The sequence below is a fragment of the Pedobacter sp. ok626 genome, assembly GCF_900100435.1.
Lineage (GTDB): Bacteria > Bacteroidota > Bacteroidia > Sphingobacteriales > Sphingobacteriaceae > Pedobacter.
On sequence record NZ_FNEX01000009.1, the window covers coordinates 203,312 to 230,061 of the forward strand.

Here is a 26,750-nt window from a genome sequence, read left to right on the forward strand (position 1 = left end):
TTTAAATCGTTTCTACTATGGAAAGGATATTACCTGCGGGATCCTTAAACCAGGCAATCACCGGTCCATCGCCACGAAAAATCCCTCGCCCATCCGTTCTAAGATGCTCATCATTATAGTGTTCAAAATGGATACCTTTTTCTTCGAGCTCAGTAACTGCATTTTCAACATGTTGAACGGGGAAATTGAGTACAGTAAATGTTGCCGCTTGGTGATCGGGTTTAAGATAAATCATTACCGGAGATGATCCTTCAATATGTAGTTCCAATACGCCCATTGGATTATCTTTAACTTCAAGCTCAAGTATTGACCCGTAAAATTTCTTTGCTTTTTCCAGGTTATCTACCGAAAATGAACTAAATGCTTTTGACTCTTTTAACATGATCTATAGTTTTTAATCTTAAATACTACAAGTCAGGACGCATAAAGTTTTTAGGTACATCTTTTCTCCTTTAGTCATTTGTCAATTCAAACCCGCAATTGGTCAAATCATTTTGAGTCCCGCTGACGAATTCCCCTCTTTTGTCGAAAATAAAAACAAATGAAAACACAATTAAAATTGAAGAATTTGATGACGCTACTTCTGGTAGGTACTGCATTTATCACTAATGAAGCGAAATCGCAAAGCAAAAGCCCAATACACATTGGCTTTAAAGGAGGAGCAAATTTCTCTAACCTTTCGTTAGCAAAGAGTAATCTTGACGCCAAATATTCACTGGGATATCATGGCGGGTTGTTTACACGGGTAGACATTTCTCAACTGTATGTGCAGGGCGAGGTATTGTATTCGCAAAAAAAATCGAAGATTGAAAATAGCAGCTTTGGCAAAGAACAAGCCAAATGGAGCAGCATTGAAGTCCCAGTATTGGTTGGCTACAAGCTTCTACAGTCTGACAATTTAAACTTTAGAATTTTTGGTGGTGGTGTTTATTCTTATGTACTGAACGACAAAGCTTCAGTTTTAAAACAAGTATTTCAGTCTTTTCAGAAATTCGACAAATCTAATGTTGGTTATCAGGTAGGCGCTGGTGTAGATGTTGGAAAATTAACCTTCGATTTAAGATATGAAGGTGCATTGACCAATATCAGTAAAGAATTTAAGGCAAGACCTAATTCCTTTCAGGCCAGTATCGGCTTCATGATCTTCTAAAATTCTTTCTACTTTTACCTTCTATTTCAAACTGTCCGAACGGAACGGCTCTCTAAGAACTGTTACCTTTCGGACAGTCTATCTTATATATGAAAAAGACTCTACTCAATAAACACTGGCTTTTTATCTGCCTTTACTGGTTACTCCTGGGTATATCCATTTGGGCACAAATGATAAAAGATTTTCAGCTTGTACCCTCAATTTTACAATCGATCGCATTTGTAACAGCAGCCATTGTTGTGGCCCATACCGTTAGTGACGTCCTACTTCCAAATGCCCTTGTTAATGGCAAAATGAAGTTATTTGTAGGCCAAAGCCTTTTAATGACCTTGCTTTTAGCGCTTGTATTAACAGCCATCCCATTGTGGTTTTATAAACATTATGTAATGGGGACTGCTTTCGATACTCCAGAAAGAATGGAAGCCTATAGCGAATCTCTGCTCAGGTTTTACAGCAACCTTCCCTCTGCAATTTTGATCAATGCTACAGCCTGTGGTCTGCGGTTTTATCAGGAACATAGCCTCATGGAGAAAAATCATGAGCAATTACTTAAGGTACATCTGGAAGCACAACTCAGGATTTTACAGGATCAAATCAATCCGCATCTGATGTTCAACGTACTTAATCACATTCATATCCTTATGCAGAAAGACACTGACCGCGCTTCTGTGTTATTAATCCGTTTTTCAGATATTCTCAGGTATCAGTTGTATGAGTGTAACCGTGAATTTGTGACATTGGAAAAGGAACTGAAATACCTGAAAGATTTGGTTGCGATAGAACAAATCAGATGGGCAGATGAACTTGAAGTGAAATATAACTGGACCATTCAGAATGGCAAAAGTGAAATATCCCCATTATTGTTAGTACCCTTTATAGAAAATGCATTTAAACATGTATCCCGTTTACCCACAGAAAAGGGCTACGTACATCTGATGTTAAAACAATCAGGCGACATGCTGGAACTGAACATTGATAATTCCAATTCGGCACAACAACCACGCAAACAAGACAGTGGAGGAATAGGCTTAACCAACGTTCAAAAAAGACTTGAAATCCTATACCCGGACAAACACGAACTCAACATTGAAAAAACAGAATCAAGCTATAAGGTACATTTGCGCTTACAATTAAATCCATCAAACTCATGACCACGACACTTAACTCAAACTCTTTACAGCCTGAACCTGCAATGCAGTGCCTGGTTATTGATGATGAGCCCCTGGCGAGGGCAGGAATTATTGATTTCATTGAAAAGTTAGACTTTCTGACTGTTGCAGGCTCTTGTTCTTCGGCGATGGAAGCCTCTGAATACATAAGAAAAGGGAATATCGATCTTCTTTTTCTGGATATCAATATGCCTTATTTATCCGGGCTCGACTTTTTAGAATCGCTGGAGCATCCCCCACTTACCATCCTAACCACCGCTTATTCGGAACATGCGCTAGAAGGCTTCCGACTTCAGATCGTAGATTATTTATTAAAGCCAATCCCCTTTAAGCGTTTTTACCAGGCGGCCTTGAAAGCCAGACAGATGCATATGATGAGCTTAAGTCCGCGACATCCGCAACCTGTGGATACATTTTTATACGTTAGGCAGGGCGATAGCTTCCGAAAGATTTCCTGGGTTGACATCTTGTATATTGAAGGTATGCAGAATTATGCCAAACTCCATTTTAAAGATCAGGAACTGGTGATCCACCAAACGATGATATCCCTGGAAGAGACACTTCCAAGGGATAACTTCTTTAGAATTCATAAATCTTACCTAGTCAATATTGCGCATATTGACCAGGTATCTGGCGGTCGGATTTTCATCAATGGACAGGAACTTCCAATTTCCAGAACCCGCAGGGAGGATTTACTAAATGAGGTGGTTTACAATAAACTTTTAAGCCGCTAGCGTTTGGAAAAATTCCATGACAATCCAGCGGATCCATAAAACGTAGTCGTAAACCGAGGATCCGCTTCATTCTTCATCTTAAAGAAATCCTTCAATCTTCTACTGGTCAAACTAAAGGAGCGGGCAAGCGATGTACCAGCAGTTAACTGAATAGACAGTGATTTACTCAAATTAATTTGAGGACGTAGCCCAGCAACAACCTGTTGGTAACCTAGAAGCATTGAAGTATTATTACGGTTTACTTCAGCAGTCATACCACTCAGTTCGACGACAGTTTTAAGTTCTACCGCATCGTTCAATTTTGCACCAAACTCGATTCCATTCGGGAAATTAATTTGTAGTTTATACCGCCCCTGGGTAGACCAATTGAAATATAGACCTGGCATAACCATAGGAACACCAAAGGTATTGGTTAATACCGGCCCCACCCCTAAGGCCAATCTTGGATTGAAATGTTTAATAAACAAAACACCACCCTGGGCAAGTAGGTCTTTAGATGAAATTTCTTCCATGTCCGTATAAACCCCTACTGAAGCCATCGCCATGATTGACCAGGTTTTACTAATGTGCCTGGAATGAATTAGACCAATCTGCGCATTAAGCATTTCTGTAGGGAATAACTGTTCCTCATAGTTTCGGTTAGTCATTTTAGCATAGGAACCCTCTACTCCAACGGCCCAGATTTTTGGTCGCCCAAGTTCATCTAATGTTGTTGAAATGGGGATGCTAAAAGCGGCCTGAATTCGCTTAAAATCACTGGTAGACCCAGTTTTAAGACTGTCTATCGGTCTTACATAATTGGAGAAAGGAACATATTCGGCTTTAATTTTCCCCGAGAATCCACTCTGTGCAAATAAGGATGAACCGAAAGCCATACCAGCTATGGTAAGAGAATAACGTAATGTTTTCATATTTTGTGTCTGATCTTATTGTATATCAGACACGAAGAACGGAAGCAGCCCTAAAAGGAGAAAAGATTATTGACGAGTGGTTAATTGAGTATGACCAAATGCAGCTTTTTCTACATCTTCCTCCATTTGTGGGATAGATTTTAACTATCCACCATAGAATTAATTGATTGTGATTATAACATCCAATACCTTAAATTTATAATACTTTTCAAATATCGAAGTACAAGAACATTCAAACATAATATTTAAAGTATGGAAAAAGAATCAAATGACATCAGTAAATGCCCCTTTCATAATGGCAGCATAAAACATAATGTTGGTGGTGGCGGTACCCGGAACAGCGAATGGTGGCCTAACCAGTTAAAACTGAATATCCTGCGTCAACACTCCTCTTTATCCAATCCAATGGGTGAAGATTTTAATTACGCAGAAGCCTTTAATAGCCTTGACCTTGAGGCCGTAAAAAAAGATCTTCATGCACTTATGACCGATTCGCAAGACTGGTGGCCTGCAGATTTTGGTCACTATGGCGGTTTATTTATACGGATGGCCTGGCACAGCGCCGGAACTTATCGTGTAGGTGATGGGCGTGGCGGTGCTGGTGCAGGTCTGCAACGGTTTGCTCCACTTAACAGTTGGCCAGACAATGTGAGTTTGGATAAAGCCCGCAGATTGCTTTGGCCAATTAAACAAAAATATGGCCGTAATATTTCATGGGCCGATCTGATGATTCTTACAGGGAACATCGCATTGGAATCAATGGGTTTCAAAACCTTTGGTTTCGCTGGTGGTCGTGAAGATGTATGGGAAGCAGATGAATCAGTTTATTGGGGTTCTGAAAAGACATGGCTGGGTGGCGACCTGCGCTATGCGCATGGTTCACCGGGTGTAGAAGGCGATGGTGTATTGGCTTCAGATGATGATGCAGATGGAGATGTTCATTCCCGGAATCTGGAGAAACCACTTGCGGCCGTACAAATGGGCTTAATTTACGTGAACCCGGAAGGTCCGGATGGTAACCCTGATCCTATTGCTTCCGCCAAAGATATTCGCGATACATTCGGCCGTATGGCTATGGATGACGAAGAAACAGTTGCATTGATAGCTGGTGGTCATAGCTTCGGTAAAACCCATGGTGCAGCTTCTGCTGATCATGTGGGTAAGGAACCGGAGGCAGTAGACCTTGAAATGCAAGGTTTAGGCTGGAGCAACAGCTATGGTACAGGCAAGGGTCCAGACGCAATTACCAGTGGACTGGAAGTGATATGGACAAGAACACCAACCCAATGGAGCCATAACTTTTTTGAAAACCTATTTGGCTTTGAATGGGAACTATCTAAAAGCCCTGCTGGCGCCCATCAATGGGTAGCGAAAGATGCAGAAGCTTTTATTCCCGATGCATTTGATAGCTCAAAGAGACATCGTCCAACCATGCTGACTACAGATCTTGCTTTAAGATTTGATCCAGTCTATGAAAAAATATCGCGACGCTTTTTTGAGAATCCTGATGCCTTTACGGATGCTTTTGCACGTGCATGGTATAAATTAACACACAGAGACATGGGACCACGTGAACGTTATCTCGGTCCTGATGTTCCACAAGAAGAATTGCTATGGCAAGATCCTATTCCGGCTGTAAACCATACACTGATAGATGAAAACGACATCGCGGCATTGAAAGCGAAAGTATTGGCTTCGGGTTTAAGTATATCTGAACTGGTTTCTACAGCCTGGGCTTCGGCTTCTACCTTCCGTGGCACAGACAAACGCGGTGGCGCTAACGGCGCACGCCTTCGTCTTGCTCCACAAAAATACTGGCAGGTAAATAATACATCGCAATTGCAAAAGGTATTAGACAAACTTGAAGGAATTCAAAAAGAGTTTAATGCTGCACAGGCAAATGGCAAAAAAGTTTCTATTGCAGATTTAATTGTACTGGCTGGTTGCGCAGGTATTGAAAAAGCTGCTTCAGATGCAGGACAAGCTACGAAGGTTCCTTTTACGCCTGGTCGTATGGATGCTTCACAAGAACAAACAGACGTTGAATCATTTGGCTACCTGGAGCCTGCTGCAGATGGTTTCCGTAACTACCGCAAGTCGAAATTGCCTGTATCCACCGAAGAATTGCTGATTGATAAGGCGCATTTGCTTACACTCACTGCGCCTGAGTTAACGGTATTGTTGGGTGGCTTACGTACAATAAACATTAATTTCGATGGGTCTAAACACGGTGTATTTACTTCCAATCCAGGTCAACTTAGCAACGATTTTTTTGTCAACCTACTTGATATGAATACTGTATGGAAAGCTACATCTGCTGACAGAGAAGTTTATGAAGGTCGCGACCGTAATACTGGTGAAATAAAATGGACAGGTACTCGTGCTGATCTTGTCTTTGGTTCTAATTCAGAACTCAGAGCGATTGCTGAAGTATATGGAAGTGTTGATGGCCAGCAGAAATTCACAAAAGATTTTGTGGCTGCCTGGACTAAAGTGATGAATCTGGATAGGTTTGATTTAAAGTAAGACCTTCTTGAGTATAATGAAGCCGAACCTAAAAAGTTCGGCTTTTTTTAGGCTTCTATTCTTCCAAAGCATACTCATACTGGAATAATTGCCTGCTAGGTCTTTTACAAATTCAACTTGAACGTTTTCATCGAGTATAAAAATATGATCATTAACGGGCTTCAATCTAAAAACATCATTTCTACCACGTTCTGGATTTTTGCACCTAAATAAGTTCCTACGTACTTATTTAAAAGCTCGATACTCGGATTAGGCAGAATATTCTTTGCTTTGGTTAATTCCTCCTGACTTAATGCTTTAGGTGCGCGCATTTGAGGTTCATAAAACAAAAATCAATTCACTATGTTGGTGACCAGTTGGGTGATTTGAAAAAAAAATTCGATCTCAGTTTGTTAAAGCGTAGTTTTATACCACATTATAATTGTATTGATTTCAGCTAAATAAATTTTTAATGAAACGCGTCTCATACCTTATTTTTTTATTTTTTGGAATACTTGCTAGCTGCACCAAGGAGAACGGATTCGTACTAAAAAAACACAAACTTCTTAAGGAGGAAATTGACACGATAAAATACTATCCAAAGCAGGATCTCTACTTGTTAAATGATATTGATCGGGGCTTCCTAGGAGAGTTCAAGAATCAATTTGTTTTTGTTAAAAAAGGGGAATTTATTGGTTACCGTATTGAAACAGGGGATCTTGCACTTAAAATATCCGAGCGATACCTGGGATTAGCACCTTACAGGGATTTCAGTTCAGGATGGTTTCAAATAAATAGGCATAAGGTTGATCGCAAATTGCCGAAAGCGGACTCCATTTCTTCCCAATTACAACATTCATATCCAGATTATTTCATCCGTGAAGACAATGGTGTATTTTCAGTATATGACAAGGGTGAACGGTTAAAAACATTCCATTACGGTGCTATTATTATAAATAAACTAAATTTGGATTTTGACAATCTAGCATATGGAATATACTGCTTGTCCAATGGAAGCCTGCGGATGGTGTCCAATGATGGTCGCAAATTGCTTATACAACCTGATGGCATCTATTTCGTTCCTTCACCTGGATACAATGCTATGGTGGCTAGGGAGCTAGATGACTTTTTAATAAAAATTGATGAAATAAACAGCAAAGGCGAAATGGAATTCATTGAGCGTATTTTCATGATCACTAGATAACTTGACTTAGATAAATTTATCTCAATCAAAATCTTAAACCTATTGTTAAGACTCGATCATGAGTGCTAGAATTAATTTTTTGTCAGAATCCTCATAGACATGTATCTCTGACAGCACTAAGTCTGCAATGTCATGCCCCCAAATACCATACTTCCCATTAGTTTCATTTCGATTATACATCGTCGTTCTTTTCTCCACCGGAATAGTTTTTATAGTAGCCGTGGCTTCTTCCTCCTCATACATTTTATAGTAAGCCTTGCTAATTTCTTTAAGCAGTAGTTCTCTGCTAAAACCATTGTTAGAATTCAGCTCAAATCTATATCCATTCTTTAAAGGGTAATCAATGACAACTGTCACTCCAGGCTGATTGATTAAAATTTCACTTGCATTCTTTAAGCCAGATATATCCTGTTCTGGTTTTTCGAGACTTGCCCAGGGAATAAGGCCATTTTTGAAACCGATAGTATCTTTTGTTTTAACTTCAAACGAAATTTTTCCAAGGAACTTTCCCAAATGAGCATTACTTTTTTCACCAGAGGCTTTCTCTCTTTTTATAATACTTTCTTGAGGATCTTCTAAGTTCTTTCTTGTTTTAATACTACAACTAAGTAATATCAAGAGAATGAGCGTTAAAAATAGTTGTCCCTTCATATGATTGAACTGAAAAAGAATTTAAATGATTAATAAAGCTAATATAGCGATTCTCACAAAACGAAAATTAATCAATTCCACTAAAAATGGAGTATCAATAATCCATATCTTCCGCCTATCTTTTATACAATACTATCCCCTCATAGTCTCCTCATGCCAGTCATACAACCCCGCCGCGTCAAATACACCACCTTGAAGAAAACGATGTATAAACTCTGCTAGCGATCTAGTTAATGTTATTGTTGTGTTCAAACGAGTTAGGTTAGTGATTTGATAATCATTTGGATTTTGAATAGATATATCTAATTCCCAACTATCACAGTATGTCATATATTCGGCAATGTATAGCTGATTGTTATATTTCATCTTATTTTCAATAATCTCTTCAATCCTAATCATATTGAAAATGTCTTCGTCCGTATCAAAACCATCACTAAATCTGTAAAGCATTTTGAAGTCTTCAGGCAAGGTCTTGCTGTAAATTCTTTCTACTTCTTTTAATGAAGTTTCAGAAGCACCGCTATGCAGCCTAAGAGCACCAGTTTTGGCGCGTTCTTTAAGTTCTTCTATTGCAGATTGAATATGCATAATGGAATAATGATGTTAGATATACTATTATTTTATCGGGCTCATCCCTTTAAATTGGGTTTTATTCTATCTTACGTTATAATATCGAATATAATCATTTATATCTTCACGTTTTGACTGCAATTGCTATATCTGAGTAAACGTCTTTTTTGTTATATAATCTTAGAATCGACCTTATTTGTTTGGATTGTAAAGCTCAAACCAATAATGCGGGACAAGATCATAATCAAATAGTCCTTTTTCTATAAAACCACATTTCTTTAGAACTTTCTGGGATTGCAAATTACCTATATCAGCTATCGCATAAATTACATGAAGCTTAAGTTGATTAAAAGCATATTCCACTGCTGCCTTTGAAGATTCGGTGGCATAACCTTTCCCCCAAAATGTTTTTATAAATCTATATCCTAAATCATGATAGCCTATATGCCCATTCGTTAAATCGGTGATTAACTTAAAACCACCCCATCCTACAAAATCATTTGTTTCTTTTTCAATTATAGCTAAACGCCCCACTCCGTTGTCAACATATTGTTTTCTAATCGAACTTATTACATCTTTTGCCTGTTGGGAAGTTTTAATTGGATTTTTTCCCAGATACTGATGTACTTCGGGATCAGAATCCAAACTAAAAATTCCATCAACATCTGTTTCTAGTAATTCCCTAAAATAAAGTCGCTCCGTTTCAATAATCATCTTCATATAAATTCTTCTTCTATGTCACAACTTAAAAAATTTAATGGAATTATTTCTTTCTTTTCTATTACTTTTGCCGCACCTAATTAAAAAAAAAACAATTAGTAATTAGCCCCTATTAAGAAATTATAATGAACTACACTTTAATTGCCCTATTAACACCAGCCGCCTTAATTATCTCAATTTATTTCTCAAAATCTTATAAAAAGCTTTCGCAGCATCAGATGCCTTTTTTTAAGGCTTTCAATCCATTTTACAATGTTGAAACCTATCATTCTGATGAATTAAAAAAGAGTTTGCAACCTATTTTATCTGAAATTGAAACCAAGAGCATGACTAATTTTATAAACTCATGGAAAAGCAAGTTTGAAAACAACGCTTTAACTATTGAAGATGTAAAATATTTGAACGAGTTAATTGCTACAGGTAATACCAACCAGGTTAATGGTATTTTAGCCTTGCATCCAAAAGCCATAGAAATATACAATACACTAAATGAAACCTTGAATCCAGTTGAAGAAGTAGTTTCTGAAGAAGAACTGGCAGAAGTATAGGATTAAAATAAACTGGATGAGCTTACATCTTGTCGTTTTAAATTAACATCAAAAAGCACTGTTTTATCGAGACGAAATAAAATCACAAATACAATGATACTCACAAGTGCTGCAAAAAAACACCAAACTGATAAGACATATCGTTCATAGATCAGGTTTGCTATGATGTAAGAAGTACCAATAGCGATCCCAAATATCCACATTTTCTTTACCGATGAAACTAATGCTGGCACAACAGTGGCCAAAAAGTATAATAGTGCTGATAGATGCAAGGAAAAATTGACCACACCGATATGATAATAAATATGATGTCCAATAATTTCAGCAAAGATGTGCTTTACAAATAAACGGTAAGCCAAATATGCCGACACTCCTGCCCCAACTATCAGTAATGCAGCTAATATTTTCTTTCGATTCCTGTCTTTTTCCAAAAGAAATATGGACAGCGGAATCCACACTGGCCAAAGCACCTGTGCAAAAAATAAAAAAAGAAAAGTTGCAGGAATTTTCCAATATTCAAAAACAGGATCCGACAAAGCAAGCCATACCACTCCTTCTGAAAATTGTTGAACAGCCAATAACAGGGGGATACATCCAAAAAGAACATGTGTCCTGACATTAGAGCTTTGAACAGTCACTGTTCCGATCAACATTAAAGCTATTCCAGAACTAAAACTTGCTGTTGCTGAAAAACACATACATTCTAATTTAAGTTTAAAACGGATCAGTATACTCACTGAATCTTATCAGTTTCTTGTTTACAAATTCTTCAATTCCAAGACTTGATAATTCACGTCCATAACCCGAAATCTTGGTACCGCCAAAAGGTAGATCGGGCTGCGTCCAGGTTGGATGATTAATAAAGACCATGCCGGTATCAATTTGCGAGGCTACATTCTTACCCCTGTTTTTATCTGAAGTAAATACGGAACCACCTAAACCAAAAGGTGAATCATTAGCGAGTTTTACAGCTTCCTGCTCATCCTTAACAGTATAAAATGAAGCTACAGGCCCAAATAGCTCTTCATAATAAGCAGGCATACCAGGTTTGATATCGGTAAGGATAGTAGTTTCCATAAACGCTCCGGGACGGTCGATTCGTTTTCCGCCTAACACAACCCTTGCTCCGGCATAAACCGAACGCTGAACCTGATCTGCCAGTTGAACTGCTGCGTTTTCACTGCTTAAAGGCCCTAATTCAGTGCTTTCATCCATCGGATCACCAACTTTTAAACCGGTCAGCTTCGCTTTGAACTTGGTCAGGAATTCTTCTGCAACTGCTTCCACAACAATAAATCTTTTCGCGGCTACACAACATTGTCCTGTGTTGTTCATCCGGCCAATCACTCCCCATTCTACGGCTTGATCAATATCGGCATCTTCCAATACAATGAACGCGTCGCTTCCACCCAGTTCCAAAACCGATTTTTTCAGTGATCTTCCGGCTGCTGCGGCTAAACTTGCACCAGCTTTCTCACTTCCTGTAAGCGAAACACCCTTAATCCTTGGATCAGCAATATAGGCAGACACGTTATTTCCCGAAACAAACAAATTAGTGTACAATCCTTCAGGGGCACCGGCTTCTGTAAACAATTCTTCTATGGCAACTGCACACTGGGGAACGTTAGAAGCATGCTTTACCAGGACCACATTTCCTGCCATGATATTTGGTGCGGCAAATCGGGCAACCTGGTAAAATGGAAAATTCCAGGGCTCAACCCCCAATAAAACCCCAATCGGGCTGCTGGTAATATAGGCTTCTCCGTATTGCGGATCCAATTGCTTATTTGCCAGAAAAGTCGCTCCGTTAGTAGCATAATAATCTATGATATCAGCACTTAATGCGATCTCACCCTTACTTTGCGCGATTAATTTACCCATTTCCAGCGTAATTAACTCAGCTAACTGTGTGGATTTGGAGCGCATCAGCGCGGCAACCTTGTGCAGTATTGTTGCACGTTCCTGATAACTGATTCGCTTCCAGCTCTCAAATGTCTTTTCAGCTCTTGCAATGGCGGAATCTACCGCCTCTTCACTCATTTCTTGAAATGTTTTAACAACCTGATTGTTAAAAGGATTGATTGTTTGTATCGCCATGGTATGTTATTTTATTAAGCTTATTAATTTATAGCGCTTTAATTTCAGTGATTAATTTTGAGAGTCCTGGCTAAACACTTTCAAAACCAGCTGTGCTCAATGTTACAGGCGTTTTTCGTGATTATGGTTTGGCTATTTCTAAGACGATCCTGCCACTAATGTCTCCCTTTTTCATCTCGTCAAATACAGTATTTATATCTTCCAGTTTAGCGGATTTAACCGTTGCCTTAACTTTCCCTTCTACCGCAAAGGAAATGGCTTCTTCCATATCTTTGCGCGTACCTACGATCGAGCCTTTGATGGTTGTACCATTTATCACCGTATCAAAAATGGAAAGATCAAAAGTTCCGGCAGGCAGGCCGTTCAATGAAAGCACCCCCTTACGCCTGAGCGCACTTAATCCCTGGTTAAAGGCAATTGGTGATGGTGCAGTAACTAATACACCATGCATACCGCCTGTTTCCTTCTTGAGATATGTACCCGGGTCAGTTTCTTTTGCATTAACGGTAAGGTCGGCGCCTAAATCTCTAGCCAGTTGCAGCTTATCATCTGAAATATCAATAGCAGCAACATGCAAGCCCATAGCTTTCGCATATTGAACAGCCAGGTGTCCTAAACCGCCAATACCGGAAATGGCTACCCATTCTCCCGGTTTCGCTGCAGTTTCTTTTAAACCTTTATAAACTGTAACACCGGCACAAATGATCGGTGCCATTTCTATAAAATTGATATTTGAAGGAAAATGCGCAACATACCTGGAGTCCGCAACCACATACTCTGCAAAACCACCGTCAACACTATAACCACCGTTCTGCTGAGTTTCGCAGAGCGTTTCCCAGCCGGTATAACAGTAATCACAGCAACCACATGCGCTATATAACCAGGGCACACCAACAATATCCCCCTCTTTGATTTTTTTCACACCATTCCCTAAAGCGACTACGTATCCAATAGCTTCGTGTCCGGGTATCAAGGGCATTTTTGGCTTCGCCGGCCAGTCTCCCTGACAGGCATGCAGGTCCGTGTGGCATACCCCGCAAGCAATTACTTTAACCAGAATTTCATTTTCACCAGGTGCTCTGACCGGCATTTCCTCAATATGCAACGGTTCTCCAAATGCATGGATCACCGCCGCTTTCATTTTTTTAGGTATCATAATTATGAATATTATACTGTTAATTTAAAATCCAACCACAGCTTCTATCACATAGCCGTTAAATTTGCCCCCGGAACGATAATCCTGAGTTGGGAAATCTTTATATTTCTGCACTACATATTCTCCTTTTAAAAGGATATTTTTAGTCATAAACCAGCCTGCAGCTCCTGCAAAACGGTCAACTTTAACATCATCAGTATAGGTAATAGCCGTAGTATTGGCCAAACGCGCAGTAACCGTATTGTATTTAGCACCTATAAAGAAATTTTCTGTTTTTCCGAAACGGTAAACTACATCGGCAGCAAATTGTTGCATTTTTCTGGTGTCTGTTTCTTTGGCGGTTCTTCCAGAAGCAGTTTCGTAGGTACCGAACAATTCCAATCCTTTTACTTTTAAAAACCCGTTTAGCATAATGGTATTTACTTTTTTGCTGAATCCTGGGTTGAAGCGGCCAGAGAATGCTAATGGGGTACCCGCACCTGTTGTACTACTGGGATTAGCAGAATTCAGTTCCATCACATACTGATAATTAGATCCTGAACGGTCACCACCAAAAATGGTGTTACTTCCTGAACTTTGGTTGCCATAGTATGAGCCGCTTACCCTTACACGGACATCTTTCATCACTTGTTTGTCAAATCCACCTTTTAATATAACCGATGGGGATTTATGGTATTTACCGTCAGGATTTGAAGCAGCATACAAAGAATCTACATTACCCTTGATCATGCCGTTGGTCGCTCCAATCAATCCAAAGAAACCGTTTTTCCTTAACATCACCTGTCCGCCGATCTCGGTTGCAAACTCGTCAACAATATTGCCTTCCATAAACGGATTATAGATCGCATTCCCCCCATCGCTTCTGCGGAAATGTTGATCACCGTAATCGACCTCAAAGTGTCCGATCTTAATGGTTGCGATTTCCATGATGTCGTCCCAGATCTGTCCTTTGAACGGCAATTTATCGAACTGAATGTATCCACCTTTAACCCAAGTTTCATTGTGGTGTTTGGTAGAAAGGTAACTGGTGATGTTTAACCGGATCCCGTCAGCCAGCTGAACATCCATATATAGATTGGCTTGCGCTGTCTGGAATCCCGGGGTAATTATTTTCAACCTGTTGCCAGCTACAGCCGGGTTAAATGACCCAATGTTGTTATTTAAGGCTCCTGGATTTTTATGTTTCAGGTTTTGAAATTGTTGAGTAAAGCCAGCGCCGAATTTTAACTTCATTCCATCAAATGTGGTGACGGTATCTTTTGGAGCTTCAAATACATTGATACCAGTCTTGTCATATGGTCTCAGATTGTCTACCTTTTGAAACTGGGACTTACCGATAAGGGGAATAAAACAAATCCACATTAACAGCGTTATTGGAACTAAAAGTTGAGTAATTTTAATTTTCATGATCTTTTATTTATAGTTTTTTTAACAGGTTACTTTTTAAAATTGAGGATAAATGAAATAGTCAGCTCGTTACCCACCTTCATTGCTCCGAGCATAAAACTTGGTGGTTGTATACCATAATCAGTCAGCTTTATTTTTTCCTGACCAGTACATAAAATGGTATTGTCAGCACTAACTTCCCCTATTACCTGTATAGTAATGAGTTTGGAAACCCCGGCAATGGTAAGTGTCCCTGTAGCATTAACAGAAAACTTATTTTTTTGAAGGGGTGTAACAGAAGCTTCCCGGAGTTTAAAATCGATATCCGGATAAGCGTCAGCCTTAATGGCTTTGTAGGTACGGTTATTCATGGATTCGCTTTCGCTTTTGAGGTTTTTAGCCTTAACATTGAAATTTAAAGAAATCAGATTTTTAGGTACTCCGCTCTCTCCGGAAACAGCGCCGAAATTTGCTTCACACACAGGGTTTTGCGCTATCATTGTCCAGTCGTGAATATTTGATTTACCAGAGATTTTTACGACATTATCTTTCGAGCCATTTAATTTATACAATGCCTGTGCATGCAGGTCCATGCCAGCAGCCGTGCAAATAATGATTAAAACGAACAGATGTCTAAAATAGATAGGTAGCTTGGGTTGATACAGCTTCTTGGTCATAATTACATGATTAAATAATTTAACCAAAAGTACAACCAAACAAATCTTAGACAGCTGATCTCAAACACTTAAAATAATGACATTCATCATCTTATTGATAAAAAAAAACTAAATCAACAACTTTTTAAATTTCTCAAAAAGAAATAACAAATCAGCTCGGCAATTGTAGGCAAATCGGGCAACTAATATTTCCTTGATTTTTGCTTTCTAGTCTGGCTACCTAGCTAAATAACTATACCGACAAGCTCTCCGATTTGCTTGTAAACCTTGATGGAGAAAGAAATGAATAGTGCTAATGGTACGGATGCAGATTCATATATGTTTTGATAGTCTTAGGTGTGACCCCGCTGGGATTCACACCTAGTGCGAAAATCAACGTTTAAACAGTATGAGCATCGTTTTGAAATTCGACTCCACGAATAACGCGCCTTTTCTCAGTATATTTTAGCTGCAAATGCTATAACTAAATATTCGGAATTTTATTTAATTGTACAATATATCCCCCATATTTAACCAACAAATAAATTGCAGTATCTTTGAAAAATAATAGATAATGAAAATAACATTTATAAGGCATTCAAAAGTATTATTTAACTGGGGAAAACTTTATAATACAAATTCATTTGATCTAGCTTGTCAAGAGTATGACCTTTCTCCGGTTCAGGCGGGAAAAAAAATGAGAATTGAAAGGCAATCTGTTTATATAAGTAACCTGATAAGAACCGAGGCGACCGCTAAAAATCTCTTTCAGGAGGAAATTGAAGTAATAAAAACAGATCTCTTAAATGAAATTCCTTTAAAACCTTTTATCAATACAAAACTACAACTTCCAACAATAATATGGTTGGTTTTGGGTAGGTTACAATGGTATTTTAATTATTCAACCCAACCGGAAACAAGAAAAAACTCCAAAGAGCGAATAAACAATTTTTTAGATCATATTCTAAGTAAGAAACAGGACTGTATTATTATTGGACATGGTTTCTACTTTGCACAGATGGTTAATCAAATGAAAAGAAGAGCAATTAATGGGAATATGAGGAAAAGACTAAAAAATGAAGAATTAAGGGTATTTGTCGCAGATTGTGGTTTACGAATTCCGTCTTAATTGACATGAAAATTCCTTCCCTTTTCAATATCCTAAGGGTCGACAAAAAATGAGTAAACTTATTCACTCAGCTTCATCTTTACAGCCATTATATGTTTGCAGAGCCCTCTATTCGTCTTGTTATTAGTAAACCAGGTACAGGTACATTGTAGCTCGTTGCCTTTACCGGCGACGATATGACTCACACCAGCACTGCCTTTAACTTCAGCTTTAATACCGCTTTTGTCATTTTGCATTATTACCACACCATCTTCATCGAACAACTTTATCGCATTTTGTAACCTTGGATTAAAGCGTTTTAACCGTGAGAGCTTAAATGGAAGCTTTCTATAAAAATAATTGTTGCTCGATAAATCGTACCCCAATAATCCCATACTGGATAGTGAAGCCTGCAAAGTTTCCATCGTTCCCAGCTGAATGTCATGTTCTATGGAAACCAGCGTGGGCTGAAAAACCTCATTGGTTTTAAAATAATTATTGATGCCAAATAACCATTCTTCCGGTAGTTGAACCATCAGGTTTTCCATATTCTTACTTTCGCTGGCAATTCGCTAAAAGCAAAAACCCTGCTAATCGTGCAATTGCAGGGTTTTATACGTTTTGATAGTCTTTGTTGTGATCCCGCTGGGACTCTAACCTACCATACTCTATTTTATCAAATATTAGCTTATTAACATCAATAAAGCCTTTTATAAGCTAATAAGTGACGGTTTACAGCAAAGTAAAATAAATTAAAAAACATTTGAATTAACCAAAAATTGACAGTAATATTGACAGTGAAACAATTTTACTGTCAATTCTATGGCTACAGTTAACTTCTATCTAGACAAACCAAACAGGAAAGATCAGAGACCGATCTTGCTTACTTACCTCCTCAATGGGGCAAAAATACGCTTTTCAACAAAGCTTAAAACTACCGACAAAGATTGGAATCCAAAAGAGCAAAAGGTTAAAAGAAATGGCGCAAATGAAAGTGAAATCAATTTTGCTTTGGATGAATTTAAAAGGGTAATTACCAAAGCTGAATTGGATACCAAATTTGACCCTTCCAGTTTAACACTTGATTTGATCAGAAGCAAGCTTGAAGATGCTACTGGCAAGAAAAAAGCCGCGTTTACGATTTTTGATGCATTTGAAGAATACATTAGGGAGGCAGAGATCACTAAGACCATAAGCTCTAAAAAGATATATGAGGTGACTTTAAATAAGATTAAAGCTTTCAATGAAGATAAACGCTACCAGTTATCTTTTGATAACGTAGACAGCAAATTTGAAAGCAAATTCACCGACTATTTAATCAATGACCATAAATTAGTCAACAATACCATTGGCAGGTACATTAAAACCATTAAATCGTTCATGCACTTTGCCGCTGAACGTGGATATACCAATAATTATAAATTTAAATCCTTTAGAGTCATTAAACAGGACGCTGACATCATTTATTTAACAGAAGAAGAACTATTAAAGATTTACCATTTTAAGAATCTACCTCCCCGACTAGATGCCGTCAGAGATGCTTTTTGTTTGGGTTGTTTTACTGGCCTTAGGTTTTCTGATTTAGCGGAGCTTAGGTTTGCGAATTTAAAACAGGATTTTATTGAATTAAAATCAAAAAAGACGCGCGATTTTTTACGCATACCGCTGAATGACTATGCAAAGGCTATCTTAAACAAACACAAGGGGAATCCACCACAAGTAATCAGCAACCAGAAAATGAATGACTACATCAAAGAAATTGGAGAACTGGCTGAAATAAACGGCAATATCATACTTACCCAATACCAGGGGGCAATCAGAATAGAAAAAGCTGAACCTAAATACAACTTTCTTTCTACCCATACCGCCAGAAGAACCTTTGTAACCCTATCACTTGAAAAAGGAATGCGGCCAGAGGTTGTAATGTCGATAACAGGCCATAAAGACTATCCTACATTTAAAAAATACATCAAACTAACGGAAAACGTTAAGTTAGCCGAAATGAATAACGCTTGGAACTAAAGAAATTATGAACGAAGATATTTTAAACACACTTTCAAAAATTATATTGGATAGTGCAGAAAATCCAATAGCCAAACCAAAAGACAGAGAAGTAAAGAAGAAAACGAATTCAGACGACAATGAATTAAGCAAACATAACCATCATTTATACAATGACTTATATTCAAAATTCAAGTCATTAAGTGAAACTAACAGTCCCATTAGTGAGAAAATTACAGCTCTAAATAAGCTCATAGATCATAATACTCAATTACTAGAGATTAAAAGCTATTCTGTCCTGCCTGCTGATGCGGAGTTTCACAGAGCGATCTTTGAGTTAAACAATCGCATTAAAGAGTATAGGCTGTTTTTAGAACGAGATTCATTAATATCCTGTGCAGAACCAGAACATAAAGCACCAATAGGCAGAACAACAGAGGTTCTTAAATATAACGAAACAGAACTAAGCCAGAACCAACTTCTTTTCCTTTTTAATGAAATGAGAAACGAAAGAATCATAACCAGTGATTTAACCAATGTAGAGATTGCAAGAGCTGTTGAAATATTAACTGGCCTCAGTTCGAAAAAATTCGGTCAGGAATTGAGCAACATAAATACGCGGGAGTTTTCCAAAACGGAAAAAGAACAATTAAAGACAAAATTGCTGAATCTAGATAAAGCTGTCGATAAACTTAAGGACAAGAAAACTAAAAAATAATAAACTAGGATACAGTCGATTACTGTTATTTACCCGTAAGATTACCCCTATTCCCAGCACGTTTCGTTGTTGTTTTGCAGCTCACAAAATTTAAAAACATGAGTTACACAAACACAAAAACATTACGCTTGGAAGAAGCTGAAAGAAACCCTTTAGTATTAATCGACATGGCCACACTGAAATCCATGCTAAATAGTGTTATTGGAAATGCACTACAAAATCTAAACCCTAAGGACGTTAATTTGAAGAATGGTGAGCGCCTTAATGACAATCCTGATCTAATGGACATGGAAGAAGCCCTTAAATTCCTAAAGGTTTCAAAGGTTACTATTCATAACTGGAAAAAGAAAGGCATCATAAAAAGCCATAAAATGGGCAGAAAGCTCTATTTCAAACGCTCAGAGCTTTTGGACGCGATTAAGAGACAGAAATATTCTTTAAACACTATTTAACTGGGACATGGGAGATTTACCAATGACGCTTGATGAATTCAGGAAAGAATTTAAAAGGCTATTTGATCAAAAAGCAGATGAGTTTTTTAAAAGGATTTTTGAGGGAATGAAACCACCGGAAAATAAAGACGCAGAACAGAGCTTGATGACGACTAATCAAGTGACCGCTTATTTTGATATATCCAGAACCACACTCAATAACTGGATCAATAAGGACAAAATAATGAGCATAAAAAAGGGTAATCAACGCTTTTTTGACAGAGCTTATATAGAACGATACAAGAAAATCAACTTCTCTTTTGATGAGAGGTTACCAACTTATTATAGTAAGCATGTTTGACCGTGATGTAAAGCAATGATGTAGACTAGTCTCATTGGTGGGCGGGTTCGGCATATGTTATAGGGCTTCATACCATTTAAAATCAACAATTAAGCCTCGATAAATCGAGGCTTAATTGTATAGATGAATTATTTGAAGATTAGCAAACTTTCCCAAAAGTACCCACTACACGTTACGGCTTATCGGCTGCGCCCGATTTAAGAATTTAGCTGAAACAATGAAGGAAGCTGAACTTCTGACTCTAAAACAAGTACTTACTTCTCCCCTTTTCTCTTTTCTGCACAAATCAAGGATGCGTCTAAAAAATCAACAAACTGGCTGTAGAAATTCATCATTGACATGGCTATTTCAGCATCGGTGTATTCAGAAGCATGATGCACCCAACCTTTATATAAATTCCATAAATGCTCTCTTGTTGTGTGAATTGGGTAGTTTTCAAAGAAGCATTCTATTACCTCTTCTGGCCTCTCCAGCTCTAAGGCTGTTAAACTTGTTGGCTGATAATTCAGCTTTTTAAAAAGCTCTTCCATAATGATAAATTTAAAGTAAGTATTGAATAAATGATGAGTTGTAGATTTTATTAGCTTTTAGCTTCTTGATACGACAATGCTTGCTGTTCAAGTTGCGTTATCTTTGATCAATAAATATTCGTCATTGGGTAACCGTAGATAGCCATTATCATAACAAAAGGTACAATTACTGCCCTTATGGTTGATATAACGATGTGTATGGTAATTGAAATTGAAACCTGAAGCCATCAACTTGCTCCCGCTAACCTTTGTTTCTTTGCTTGGATTTAGGTTTTCGAGGATGTCCCGGTTTCTTTTTAAGATGAGGTTAACCGATTTGATCATGCCATTGTTTGCTGATTTTACTTCATTGTTGTAGCTACTTCTACAATGATCATCACAGAATTTCTTATCAATCCGCCCATATAGGGGGCTGCTGCAATCCAAACACAAACGAGTTATCGGTGAGGTCATAGCTTCTTACCTAGCTTTTTTAATTCGCGCAATAAACCTTTAGTATTCATAATAGCATATTCAAAATCAACAATAATAATGTTAAACAGAACAAATGTAATGTATAACATTCAATTTAACAATAGATACCGTGATCTAATTTATTGAGGACTATATTTAAAATATCAATAGAAAATAAAATTATTTAATGACCAGATTTGGAGAATTTCTAGCTCGTAGACACATCAACAAAAGTTCCTTATCAAAAAGAACTGGATTAACTACACAACGATTAAATGATCTTAGCCTTAAGTCTAATGCTAGACCAATGGCATTCGAAGTCTACCTAGTTGCCAAAGCTATTGAGGCAGATTTGAATGAAATTCACTTATTTTTATTTGGTGATTTAGAACTAATAGACACTGCCAAAGAAAAATCTACTGATTCAAAATAAAGGCTATTAATAATAATCACTCTTAGCTAAAACCTTCCGTGTACACGGTGGGGTCAGTGCCGGAATGTCCAACTACAGTGATCTCTAAGAAAACAGAAATAATAAACCAATTTACCGTTTGACTAGGCACAACCTCGCCTCTATAATCGTCCATTTACACTGCGTTATAAGTTAAATGAACACAGTATGTAAAACGCATAAACAACTGTTAATAATAATTTTATACAAAAACAAAACCCATATCCCTATCTAAAAAACCATACTAAACGAGTAATATGGGCTAGAAATAATGGCGATTTGTTCTTTATAAAACACGAGTGCGAAGTCAATTGTAAAAACGTACACTTTTTACAATTACACGAGTTTATGCAAATATCCTCTTGAAACGTCTTCAACATGACATTATTTTCATTTTCACAGCAAAGCAAAATGCTTATAAATAGATAATTATATAATTTACATAAACAAACTATAGACGTATAACAAAAGTATGGGGCGAGACTTGGACAGTCCCAATAGTGAGACACCTTCCCGTATGTTATAGACAAACGGGAACGTATTGTTGTCTGAATGTTTATTTACAAATGACCTGTAATTTTTCTCTTTTTTCCGTGTGAAATATATCTAGTTCAAAAACTCGTCGATCTTAGATTTAAGAAAAGACAATGACTTTAAGCTACAATTTTTGCCAACCCTGTAGTTAAAGTTATCAGAATGTAAGCTTCGTAATTCAAAATTCCTGACAACTATAAATTTGATCAAATTCATTAAATACTTTCCCGGTACATTTACTAATGTGTTCGTTTTTTTAAAATGCCTTTGTGCAAGAGATACCTGCCTCTCAAAACTCATGCGCGGTCTTTTTAATTTCAAGCCTGCTTTGACCTCTTCATAATAATCAGTAATGAATCTATTTTTTACACCGTAGGGTGTTGCCGTTAAATTAAAATCTCTATTTATTTCAATTTTAAAATATTCAATACCCAAACTGAATTTATGGATTATGAAACAACATGCAGACAATTTCTGGACAACATCGTGTAAATCCCGCAAACTGGATTCTAAATTGAATTTTAAATTTATTTCTGAATCTTTTATCGTCGTTTTTTCTTCCTTTATAAATTCAGCTATCGCATCATGTTCTATTAGATAGTTTTCAATACTGTACCTTTCGAGATAGAATAAATTTGGTAAAACCTCAATACTATTTAATAAATGATCAAAGTCCAGATCCACGATATGTATGTCTTTTTTACTATTTACTTTGTCTCTGGCGGACTGCTTTACATACTTTTTTCCCCCTAAACCAAATACTTTTTCCAGCCGTATTGTAGGGTAAAGTTTCCTGAATAAATTTAAATAAAAGTTTTCCTTGTATTCATCTTCAATGAAAAAATTTAAATCATTGAATTGTGTCCATATTAAATCTAAGTTTCCTTTTGCTCTTACTGATCTTGTAGGTATACTATCAATAGCACTTATCATATGTTATCACCATATGGTAGTAAAACAGAACAATTATCTCTATAATCTCCAATGATTTCTGGCGAATGTGTCGCTATTATGAGCTGAGAATTTTTTCTCATCAGCTTATTAATAGCATTCAAAAAGTCTTCTTGCCATTTGGGGTGCAGTGACAATTCAGGTTCGTCAATGAGGAATAAATTTTCACGTCTATACTTAATATATGTTAAAAGAATAAGTATTTGTTTTTCTCCAGATGATAATGAATTCACGTTCATACTCTCTGTAATTATTTGCCCATATTTATCTAAAATATTAAATCTTAGCAGTCCGGATTCTTTTTCAAAATACAATTGTTTTGATGAGTCTTTAAAAAAAGTGTTGAGAACAGCCATAAATTCATTTAGAGGAGCAATCTCATCTTGCGTTTTCTGTTCGAATTCGCTAAATGCCGTGATAAGCTCGTTTACCTTTCTAAACTGGCTAACATTTACTAGATATCTCAGATCTATTTTATCGGTCACCCTATTTTGGATTACATCTTTTAAGTTTTCAAAATAATTACTAATTCTCTGCTCTGGGATGTTATTAAAGTTTTCTGGGTCGCTCCATCTATTCTGTCTCGAATTCCAATTATGATTATCTTTTAAAAATTCAATCACTTGATTTCTAAGCTTATCCAATCTCTTAATCGACGGTGTTTGCTGAACCAATAGTTCTTCGAGTTTTTCCTGGGAATAGACTTCGTTGAACGCAGATAAAACTATTGTTTCATTTAGGGTCCTGTTTAACTTAAGAAGTTCATTCGTATGCTGTGTGAATTTTCCAGATAGCAATCTACTGACATTCTCAAGCGGAGTGGAAGAGTCTTTTGCAAAGTCATTTCTTGAAATACCTCCAAAATTACCCTCTCGTTGTATACTTACTCCGTGTCGATCGCTAGTATATAAGGTTCTATCTAAGCCAATTATCACAGGCGAAGGAAGATTCTTTATAAAATTCCATGTAGCATCAGCATTAAAATTAATTTCATTGAATAAAGTTTCATTATATATAATTTCCTTATATCTAGACCTTCTGGCCATAGATTTTGGATCAGACTTCAATGAATGTCTAATAGGTTCAAATACTGTTCGATTATTAAGGTTCAATAATGAAATTTCTAAAATTTCATTTGTTTGCCTACAGATGTATTGGTATTCGCTTTTCTCGTGTATGAAATGAATCTCAATAGTTTCGAAGGATTCTGTTGACAAGCTCTCTATCGAAAGATTGAACATCCAGTTTATAACATTAAGAGTACTAGTTTTTCCAGAACCGTTTATTCCCACCAAAATGGCGATGTTAGGTTTTAAATTAATGTGGGTGTCTAAATATCCGTGGAGTTTTCGAATGTCAATTGATGTTATTTTCATATTACATCAATTATAAAAATTAAATATGACATTATTGCTTACTTATCTTAAATACAAATTTATTCATAGCAATACATTTGACTAAAACTTAGGTACGCTTTATCTGATAGGTCAACATATCAAAGTATTGATTCCTCATTTCAGAAGAACAGGTTGTAAGAGAGAAACGTGCAATGTTTGATCGATATTTATTTACATTCCCCTCAATCATTAAATCACTTGAGAATTGGGACGCCGTTGCGAAAACATACGTTACTTTTTTTTTATAGAATAAATCTAAAAACTCTAGCTCTGATAGATTATTGATATTTCTTTTGTTTGATTCTATTTGCTTAAACATTTGCTCAAAATAGGCGTTATTTTTGGAAGCAATAGCCTCCGAAAGTCTTCTCGCGCTAATCAAAATTTGATTTGTCAACTCTCGCACTCTTGCTGTAAAACTATGTTTAACATGAATCAAATAAATCTCTGTTGGTAAAATATGCAAGATGTCACAAACTTCAATATTATCTGGAAGTATTTTATCCATTACAATGTAATTAGTTTTTCCATTATATTTTAAGTTGTACACTCCTTCATCAATCAAAGCGTTAGTTCCAGATTGCAAATCCCATGGTTCATATAAAATCCCATTCGGTAATTTAAAATTTTTAAAAATGCTTTCTGTTTGAGTTATAAGAGTTTTAACAAACACATCTTTTACTTTATACCATTTAGAATCGATGAAGAATGCGGATTCGGAATTATGAGAAATTTCCGCATTTAGATGATATATAAAACCTGCACTAGTAGTCTGCTTAGTCCCTTGATAGCAATGTACTCTAACTCCACGTAAATAAAATAGGATTGCATTCTCATCATCACCGCAGTGTTCATACGCCTTTAAAACAACTGTTTTGTAAATCTCATCTCTATGGAAAACGGTATCAAATAATATGTGCTTATCATCGATCTTTTCTTTTAATTGATAGGATTCTGCTTCATAAAACGCTTCGATATTATTAGGACTCGCTAAGTCAAATTCAAAGTTATCCCTTTCATCTCGACTAGTGCCCAACAAAAAAGGTATATGATTAAAAATACGCTTATTGAGTGCTTTCTGGAGTTCGTCGATCTCATTTTTATCTCTAACTTGAGTATAAGAACTAAGTAATTCTTTTGCAGGAATTTCCAAAAGATTGTTAAGCTCCTTAATAATCTCGTGTAGAACCTCAAAGTTTACTTGCTTGTTAATCTTGAAACCGTTACCCACTGTGATATTGAGACGTTCATTGTATTTTCCCAGCAAAAACGTAAAATAGTCGGATGTTGTTGACTCTGCTAACTTAACATGTAATTCTTTTGGTATTTTCCCGAACTGTAGGTAATTGACCATTTTGTACTGATCTCGAAACTGTTCACTCATGCCTATCCTCTGCCCAGTGATGCCTCTAGATTTAGTAGATGTAGCTTCGTCTTCTGTCAAATTGATTAAGCGGTCGTAAGTCATCAAACCATAAGAATGATCAATAAAATTTACTATAATCCGATATCCCCCACCTCCTACAATTGCGAAAAGTTCATTTTCCGTTTCTACGAATAATATTAATGATAGTTTTGTTTGTTGAAATTTGTTCTTTCCTTGCTTTATTTCTTCAGGTAAAAAGGTGGCCCATTCCGACTGCTTATCTGCAATCGTATATAAATAAAGATAATAAGTCAAACTATCTCTTTTGTAGGGTTGGATTTCTAAATCACCTTCGTCTAATTCCCATTCCGCACGGCGATATGCATCACGAATCAAAACTTTAATTATTGCAATAGTAGTTGTTAGTGGTTTTAAAAGATGATGTTCTCTATCAATCTTAAAAATATTCGGCGTAATTGTCATGAGAGTATATTTCTCGAAATATAATCATTTACAATAAATTTTTAATCAACTTAGAAACAAGGAATTCAAAGCTTCATAGATAACTAATTTCTATCGTCTGCTGAATGAAGTAAAAATCAGCGACTATTATTAACTCTTAAAGTTCTATTTAAAACTGACAGTAATATTGACGGTAAAAAGAAAAAACCTTTGTAAGTATCTTACTTACAAAGGTTTTATTTTACTCTGGTGATCCCGCTGGGATTCGAACCCAGGACCACTACATTAAAAGTGTAATGCTCTACCAGCTGAGCTACGGAATCATTTCCTTGTTTGAAGGAGTGCAAAACTATGAAATTTATTAAGATTTCATACCTTGACAATGACTTAATTTCAATTAAATTCAATCACACCTTATAATCTGCTGATTTATAGAACAAAAGAACTCAGAATAACAAGCGTTTATAAAAATCTAATAGACTGATAAGATTTTCTTAAATTTACTCCTTTAAAAACCGGCAATTCTTTTT

General features: G+C 36.8%; 30 protein-coding genes and 1 tRNA gene. 12 read left to right on the forward strand and 19 right to left on the reverse strand.

The features are described from left to right. Nucleotide 1 precedes the first annotated feature (1 nt). Nucleotides 2-382 carry a VOC family protein gene (locus BLS35_RS14560; RefSeq protein ID WP_090782252.1) on the reverse strand — a complete coding sequence of 127 codons (381 nt, stop codon included), beginning with the start codon at nt 380-382 and terminating at the stop codon, nt 2-4. Between the two features lie 159 nt (nt 383-541). Here BLS35_RS14560 and BLS35_RS14565 point away from each other — a divergent pair, with 159 nt between their 5' ends. The 3 genes from BLS35_RS14565 to BLS35_RS14575 all read left to right on the forward strand — a co-directional run bounded on the left by BLS35_RS14565 (nt 542) and on the right by BLS35_RS14575 (nt 3,053). Continuing rightward, nucleotides 542-1,150 (forward strand): porin family protein, encoded by a 609-nt coding sequence (locus BLS35_RS14565; protein ID WP_090782254.1) that lies wholly within the window; start codon nt 542-544, stop codon nt 1,148-1,150. Between the two features lie 89 nt (nt 1,151-1,239). Beyond that, on the forward strand, nt 1,240-2,301 hold the full coding sequence (locus tag BLS35_RS14570; protein ID WP_090782256.1) for a sensor histidine kinase: 1,062 nt from the start codon (nt 1,240-1,242) through the stop codon (nt 2,299-2,301). Next, the gene (locus BLS35_RS14575) at nt 2,298-3,053 is read left to right on the forward strand and encodes a LytR/AlgR family response regulator transcription factor (protein WP_207909191.1); all 756 of its coding nucleotides are present in this window, start codon (nt 2,298-2,300) and stop codon (nt 3,051-3,053) included. The genes BLS35_RS14570 and BLS35_RS14575 overlap by 4 nt, the downstream gene beginning before the upstream one ends. On the opposite strand, the gene BLS35_RS14580 is transcribed toward BLS35_RS14575, so the two are convergent. Beyond that, nucleotides 3,050-3,964, reverse strand: coding sequence for a DUF6268 family outer membrane beta-barrel protein (locus tag BLS35_RS14580; RefSeq protein ID WP_090782258.1), 915 nt, complete (start codon nt 3,962-3,964; stop codon nt 3,050-3,052). The genes BLS35_RS14575 and BLS35_RS14580 overlap by 4 nt on opposite strands. Nucleotides 3,965-4,216: 252 nt before the next feature. Between BLS35_RS14580 and katG the strand changes: the two genes are divergently transcribed. Next, nucleotides 4,217-6,490: a catalase/peroxidase HPI gene (gene katG / locus BLS35_RS14585; RefSeq protein ID WP_090782260.1), complete on the forward strand. Its 2,274-nt coding sequence runs from the start codon at nt 4,217-4,219 to the stop codon at nt 6,488-6,490. Nucleotides 6,491-6,651: 161 nt separating this feature from the next. Here katG and BLS35_RS27835 read toward each other — a convergent pair whose 3' ends face one another. After that, on the reverse strand, nt 6,652-6,801 hold the full coding sequence (locus BLS35_RS27835; RefSeq protein ID WP_165973418.1) for a hypothetical protein: 150 nt from the start codon (nt 6,799-6,801) through the stop codon (nt 6,652-6,654). A gap of 140 nt (nt 6,802-6,941) precedes the next feature. Here BLS35_RS27835 and BLS35_RS14590 point away from each other — a divergent pair, with 140 nt between their 5' ends. Continuing rightward, on the forward strand, nt 6,942-7,673 hold the full coding sequence (locus BLS35_RS14590; RefSeq protein ID WP_090782262.1) for a hypothetical protein: 732 nt from the start codon (nt 6,942-6,944) through the stop codon (nt 7,671-7,673). A gap of 45 nt (nt 7,674-7,718) precedes the next feature. On the opposite strand, the gene BLS35_RS14595 is transcribed toward BLS35_RS14590, so the two are convergent. From BLS35_RS14595 to BLS35_RS14605, 3 genes are all read right to left on the reverse strand, one after another. After that, nucleotides 7,719-8,324, reverse strand: a complete 606-nt coding sequence (locus BLS35_RS14595) for a hypothetical protein (protein ID WP_090782264.1) — start codon at nt 8,322-8,324, stop codon at nt 7,719-7,721. A gap of 132 nt (nt 8,325-8,456) precedes the next feature. After that, entirely contained in the window at nt 8,457-8,912 is a 456-nt protein-coding gene (locus tag BLS35_RS14600) for an SMI1/KNR4 family protein (RefSeq protein WP_090782266.1), read from the reverse strand. Between the two features lie 174 nt (nt 8,913-9,086). Then, nucleotides 9,087-9,614, reverse strand: coding sequence for a GNAT family N-acetyltransferase (locus BLS35_RS14605; RefSeq protein WP_090782268.1), 528 nt, complete (start codon nt 9,612-9,614; stop codon nt 9,087-9,089). Nucleotides 9,615-9,739: 125 nt separating this feature from the next. On the opposite strand from BLS35_RS14605, the gene BLS35_RS14610 reads away from it, so the two are divergent. Then, nucleotides 9,740-10,162: a hypothetical protein gene (locus BLS35_RS14610; protein WP_090782271.1), complete on the forward strand. Its 423-nt coding sequence runs from the start codon at nt 9,740-9,742 to the stop codon at nt 10,160-10,162. Between the two features lie 2 nt (nt 10,163-10,164). On the opposite strand, the gene BLS35_RS14615 is transcribed toward BLS35_RS14610, so the two are convergent. The 5 genes from BLS35_RS14615 to BLS35_RS14635 form a co-directional block, all read right to left on the reverse strand. Continuing rightward, nucleotides 10,165-10,860 (reverse strand): DUF6629 family protein, encoded by a 696-nt coding sequence (locus BLS35_RS14615; RefSeq protein ID WP_090782273.1) that lies wholly within the window; start codon nt 10,858-10,860, stop codon nt 10,165-10,167. A 16-nt stretch (nt 10,861-10,876) separates the two neighbouring features. Continuing rightward, on the reverse strand, nt 10,877-12,259 hold the full coding sequence (locus tag BLS35_RS14620; RefSeq protein ID WP_090782275.1) for an NAD-dependent succinate-semialdehyde dehydrogenase: 1,383 nt from the start codon (nt 12,257-12,259) through the stop codon (nt 10,877-10,879). A 121-nt stretch (nt 12,260-12,380) separates the two neighbouring features. Then, the gene (gene adhP, locus BLS35_RS14625) at nt 12,381-13,415 is read right to left on the reverse strand and encodes an alcohol dehydrogenase AdhP (RefSeq protein WP_090782277.1); all 1,035 of its coding nucleotides are present in this window, start codon (nt 13,413-13,415) and stop codon (nt 12,381-12,383) included. 24 nt (nt 13,416-13,439) lie between these two features. Continuing rightward, nucleotides 13,440-14,822: a hypothetical protein gene (locus tag BLS35_RS14630; RefSeq protein ID WP_254778885.1), complete on the reverse strand. Its 1,383-nt coding sequence runs from the start codon at nt 14,820-14,822 to the stop codon at nt 13,440-13,442. A 29-nt stretch (nt 14,823-14,851) separates the two neighbouring features. Continuing rightward, entirely contained in the window at nt 14,852-15,478 is a 627-nt protein-coding gene (locus tag BLS35_RS14635) for a YceI family protein (protein WP_090782281.1), read from the reverse strand. Between the two features lie 553 nt (nt 15,479-16,031). Between BLS35_RS14635 and BLS35_RS14640 the strand changes: the two genes are divergently transcribed. Continuing rightward, nucleotides 16,032-16,586, forward strand: coding sequence for a histidine phosphatase family protein (locus BLS35_RS14640; RefSeq protein WP_090782283.1), 555 nt, complete (start codon nt 16,032-16,034; stop codon nt 16,584-16,586). A gap of 59 nt (nt 16,587-16,645) precedes the next feature. Here the strand turns inward: BLS35_RS14640 and BLS35_RS14645 are convergent, their stop codons facing one another. After that, nucleotides 16,646-17,113 carry an SWIM zinc finger family protein gene (locus BLS35_RS14645; RefSeq protein ID WP_090782285.1) on the reverse strand — a complete coding sequence of 156 codons (468 nt, stop codon included), beginning with the start codon at nt 17,111-17,113 and terminating at the stop codon, nt 16,646-16,648. A gap of 274 nt (nt 17,114-17,387) precedes the next feature. Between BLS35_RS14645 and BLS35_RS14650 the strand changes: the two genes are divergently transcribed. The 4 genes from BLS35_RS14650 to BLS35_RS14665 all read left to right on the forward strand — a co-directional run bounded on the left by BLS35_RS14650 (nt 17,388) and on the right by BLS35_RS14665 (nt 20,076). Beyond that, entirely contained in the window at nt 17,388-18,587 is a 1,200-nt protein-coding gene (locus BLS35_RS14650) for a site-specific integrase (protein WP_090782287.1), read from the forward strand. Between the two features lie 7 nt (nt 18,588-18,594). Continuing rightward, nucleotides 18,595-19,284: a hypothetical protein gene (locus BLS35_RS14655; protein WP_090782289.1), complete on the forward strand. Its 690-nt coding sequence runs from the start codon at nt 18,595-18,597 to the stop codon at nt 19,282-19,284. 98 nt (nt 19,285-19,382) lie between these two features. Then, complete coding sequence (locus tag BLS35_RS14660; protein ID WP_090782291.1) at nt 19,383-19,736, forward strand: helix-turn-helix domain-containing protein; 354 nt, start codon at nt 19,383-19,385, stop codon at nt 19,734-19,736. Between the two features lie 7 nt (nt 19,737-19,743). Continuing rightward, nucleotides 19,744-20,076 carry a helix-turn-helix domain-containing protein gene (locus tag BLS35_RS14665; protein ID WP_090782292.1) on the forward strand — a complete coding sequence of 111 codons (333 nt, stop codon included), beginning with the start codon at nt 19,744-19,746 and terminating at the stop codon, nt 20,074-20,076. 254 nt (nt 20,077-20,330) lie between these two features. Here the strand turns inward: BLS35_RS14665 and BLS35_RS14670 are convergent, their stop codons facing one another. Next, nucleotides 20,331-20,606, reverse strand: coding sequence for a hypothetical protein (locus BLS35_RS14670; protein WP_090782294.1), 276 nt, complete (start codon nt 20,604-20,606; stop codon nt 20,331-20,333). Nucleotides 20,607-20,693: 87 nt separating this feature from the next. Continuing rightward, the gene (locus tag BLS35_RS14675; protein ID WP_254778887.1) at nt 20,694-21,059 is read right to left on the reverse strand and encodes a hypothetical protein; all 366 of its coding nucleotides are present in this window, start codon (nt 21,057-21,059) and stop codon (nt 20,694-20,696) included. Nucleotides 21,060-21,246: 187 nt separating this feature from the next. On the opposite strand from BLS35_RS14675, the gene BLS35_RS14680 reads away from it, so the two are divergent. After that, on the forward strand, nt 21,247-21,492 hold the full coding sequence (locus BLS35_RS14680) for a hypothetical protein (RefSeq protein WP_090782296.1): 246 nt from the start codon (nt 21,247-21,249) through the stop codon (nt 21,490-21,492). 22 nt (nt 21,493-21,514) lie between these two features. Here the strand turns inward: BLS35_RS14680 and BLS35_RS28285 are convergent, their stop codons facing one another. The 5 genes from BLS35_RS28285 to BLS35_RS14700 all read right to left on the reverse strand — a co-directional run bounded on the left by BLS35_RS28285 (nt 21,515) and on the right by BLS35_RS14700 (nt 26,543). Beyond that, complete coding sequence (locus tag BLS35_RS28285) at nt 21,515-21,646, reverse strand: hypothetical protein (protein ID WP_256375296.1); 132 nt, start codon at nt 21,644-21,646, stop codon at nt 21,515-21,517. Nucleotides 21,647-22,116: 470 nt separating this feature from the next. Then, nucleotides 22,117-22,977, reverse strand: a complete 861-nt coding sequence (locus BLS35_RS14685) for a DUF4435 domain-containing protein (RefSeq protein ID WP_090782298.1) — start codon at nt 22,975-22,977, stop codon at nt 22,117-22,119. Then, the gene (locus tag BLS35_RS14690; protein WP_090782300.1) at nt 22,974-24,371 is read right to left on the reverse strand and encodes an AAA family ATPase; all 1,398 of its coding nucleotides are present in this window, start codon (nt 24,369-24,371) and stop codon (nt 22,974-22,976) included. Before BLS35_RS14690 ends, BLS35_RS14685 begins: the two co-directional genes overlap by 4 nt. Nucleotides 24,372-24,459: 88 nt before the next feature. Then, nucleotides 24,460-26,241 carry a DUF6119 family protein gene (locus BLS35_RS14695; RefSeq protein WP_090782302.1) on the reverse strand — a complete coding sequence of 594 codons (1,782 nt, stop codon included), beginning with the start codon at nt 26,239-26,241 and terminating at the stop codon, nt 24,460-24,462. A gap of 226 nt (nt 26,242-26,467) precedes the next feature. After that, nucleotides 26,468-26,543: transfer RNA gene (locus BLS35_RS14700), tRNA-Lys, on the reverse strand. Nucleotides 26,544-26,750: the final 207 nt, after the last annotated feature.

Bases quoted from the DNA above. Each gene is read 5' to 3' on its own strand.
- BLS35_RS14655 (WP_090782289.1), top strand. From the start codon at position 18,595: ATGAACGAAGATATTTTAAACACACTTTCAAAAATTATATTGGATAGT.
- BLS35_RS14560 (WP_090782252.1), bottom strand. From the start codon at position 382: ATGTTAAAAGAGTCAAAAGCATTTAGTTCATTTTCGGTAGATAACCTG.
- BLS35_RS14610 (WP_090782271.1), top strand. From the start codon at position 9,740: ATGAACTACACTTTAATTGCCCTATTAACACCAGCCGCCTTAATTATC.
- katG (WP_090782260.1), top strand. From the start codon at position 4,217: ATGGAAAAAGAATCAAATGACATCAGTAAATGCCCCTTTCATAATGGC.
- BLS35_RS14575 (WP_207909191.1), top strand. From the start codon at position 2,298: ATGACCACGACACTTAACTCAAACTCTTTACAGCCTGAACCTGCAATG.
- BLS35_RS14565 (WP_090782254.1), top strand. From the start codon at position 542: ATGAAAACACAATTAAAATTGAAGAATTTGATGACGCTACTTCTGGTA.
- BLS35_RS14640 (WP_090782283.1), top strand. From the start codon at position 16,032: ATGAAAATAACATTTATAAGGCATTCAAAAGTATTATTTAACTGGGGA.
- BLS35_RS14605 (WP_090782268.1), bottom strand. From the start codon at position 9,614: ATGAAGATGATTATTGAAACGGAGCGACTTTATTTTAGGGAATTACTA.
- BLS35_RS14675 (WP_254778887.1), bottom strand. From the start codon at position 21,059: ATGACCTCACCGATAACTCGTTTGTGTTTGGATTGCAGCAGCCCCCTA.
- BLS35_RS14690 (WP_090782300.1), bottom strand. From the start codon at position 24,371: ATGAAAATAACATCAATTGACATTCGAAAACTCCACGGATATTTAGAC.
- BLS35_RS14670 (WP_090782294.1), bottom strand. From the start codon at position 20,606: ATGGAAGAGCTTTTTAAAAAGCTGAATTATCAGCCAACAAGTTTAACA.
- BLS35_RS14590 (WP_090782262.1), top strand. From the start codon at position 6,942: ATGAAACGCGTCTCATACCTTATTTTTTTATTTTTTGGAATACTTGCT.
- BLS35_RS14650 (WP_090782287.1), top strand. From the start codon at position 17,388: ATGGCTACAGTTAACTTCTATCTAGACAAACCAAACAGGAAAGATCAG.
- BLS35_RS27835 (WP_165973418.1), bottom strand. From the start codon at position 6,801: ATGCGCGCACCTAAAGCATTAAGTCAGGAGGAATTAACCAAAGCAAAG.
- BLS35_RS14580 (WP_090782258.1), bottom strand. From the start codon at position 3,964: ATGAAAACATTACGTTATTCTCTTACCATAGCTGGTATGGCTTTCGGT.
- BLS35_RS14680 (WP_090782296.1), top strand. From the start codon at position 21,247: ATGACCAGATTTGGAGAATTTCTAGCTCGTAGACACATCAACAAAAGT.
- adhP (WP_090782277.1), bottom strand. From the start codon at position 13,415: ATGATACCTAAAAAAATGAAAGCGGCGGTGATCCATGCATTTGGAGAA.
- BLS35_RS14665 (WP_090782292.1), top strand. From the start codon at position 19,744: ATGGGAGATTTACCAATGACGCTTGATGAATTCAGGAAAGAATTTAAA.
- BLS35_RS14695 (WP_090782302.1), bottom strand. From the start codon at position 26,241: ATGACAATTACGCCGAATATTTTTAAGATTGATAGAGAACATCATCTT.
- BLS35_RS14620 (WP_090782275.1), bottom strand. From the start codon at position 12,259: ATGGCGATACAAACAATCAATCCTTTTAACAATCAGGTTGTTAAAACA.
- BLS35_RS14570 (WP_090782256.1), top strand. From the start codon at position 1,240: ATGAAAAAGACTCTACTCAATAAACACTGGCTTTTTATCTGCCTTTAC.
- BLS35_RS14615 (WP_090782273.1), bottom strand. From the start codon at position 10,860: ATGTGTTTTTCAGCAACAGCAAGTTTTAGTTCTGGAATAGCTTTAATG.
- BLS35_RS14660 (WP_090782291.1), top strand. From the start codon at position 19,383: ATGAGTTACACAAACACAAAAACATTACGCTTGGAAGAAGCTGAAAGA.
- BLS35_RS14630 (WP_254778885.1), bottom strand. From the start codon at position 14,822: ATGAAAATTAAAATTACTCAACTTTTAGTTCCAATAACGCTGTTAATG.
- BLS35_RS28285 (WP_256375296.1), bottom strand. From the start codon at position 21,646: ATGGACGATTATAGAGGCGAGGTTGTGCCTAGTCAAACGGTAAATTGG.
- BLS35_RS14645 (WP_090782285.1), bottom strand. From the start codon at position 17,113: ATGGAAAACCTGATGGTTCAACTACCGGAAGAATGGTTATTTGGCATC.
- BLS35_RS14635 (WP_090782281.1), bottom strand. From the start codon at position 15,478: ATGACCAAGAAGCTGTATCAACCCAAGCTACCTATCTATTTTAGACAT.
- BLS35_RS14600 (WP_090782266.1), bottom strand. From the start codon at position 8,912: ATGCATATTCAATCTGCAATAGAAGAACTTAAAGAACGCGCCAAAACT.
- BLS35_RS14595 (WP_090782264.1), bottom strand. From the start codon at position 8,324: ATGAAGGGACAACTATTTTTAACGCTCATTCTCTTGATATTACTTAGT.
- BLS35_RS14685 (WP_090782298.1), bottom strand. From the start codon at position 22,977: ATGATAAGTGCTATTGATAGTATACCTACAAGATCAGTAAGAGCAAAA.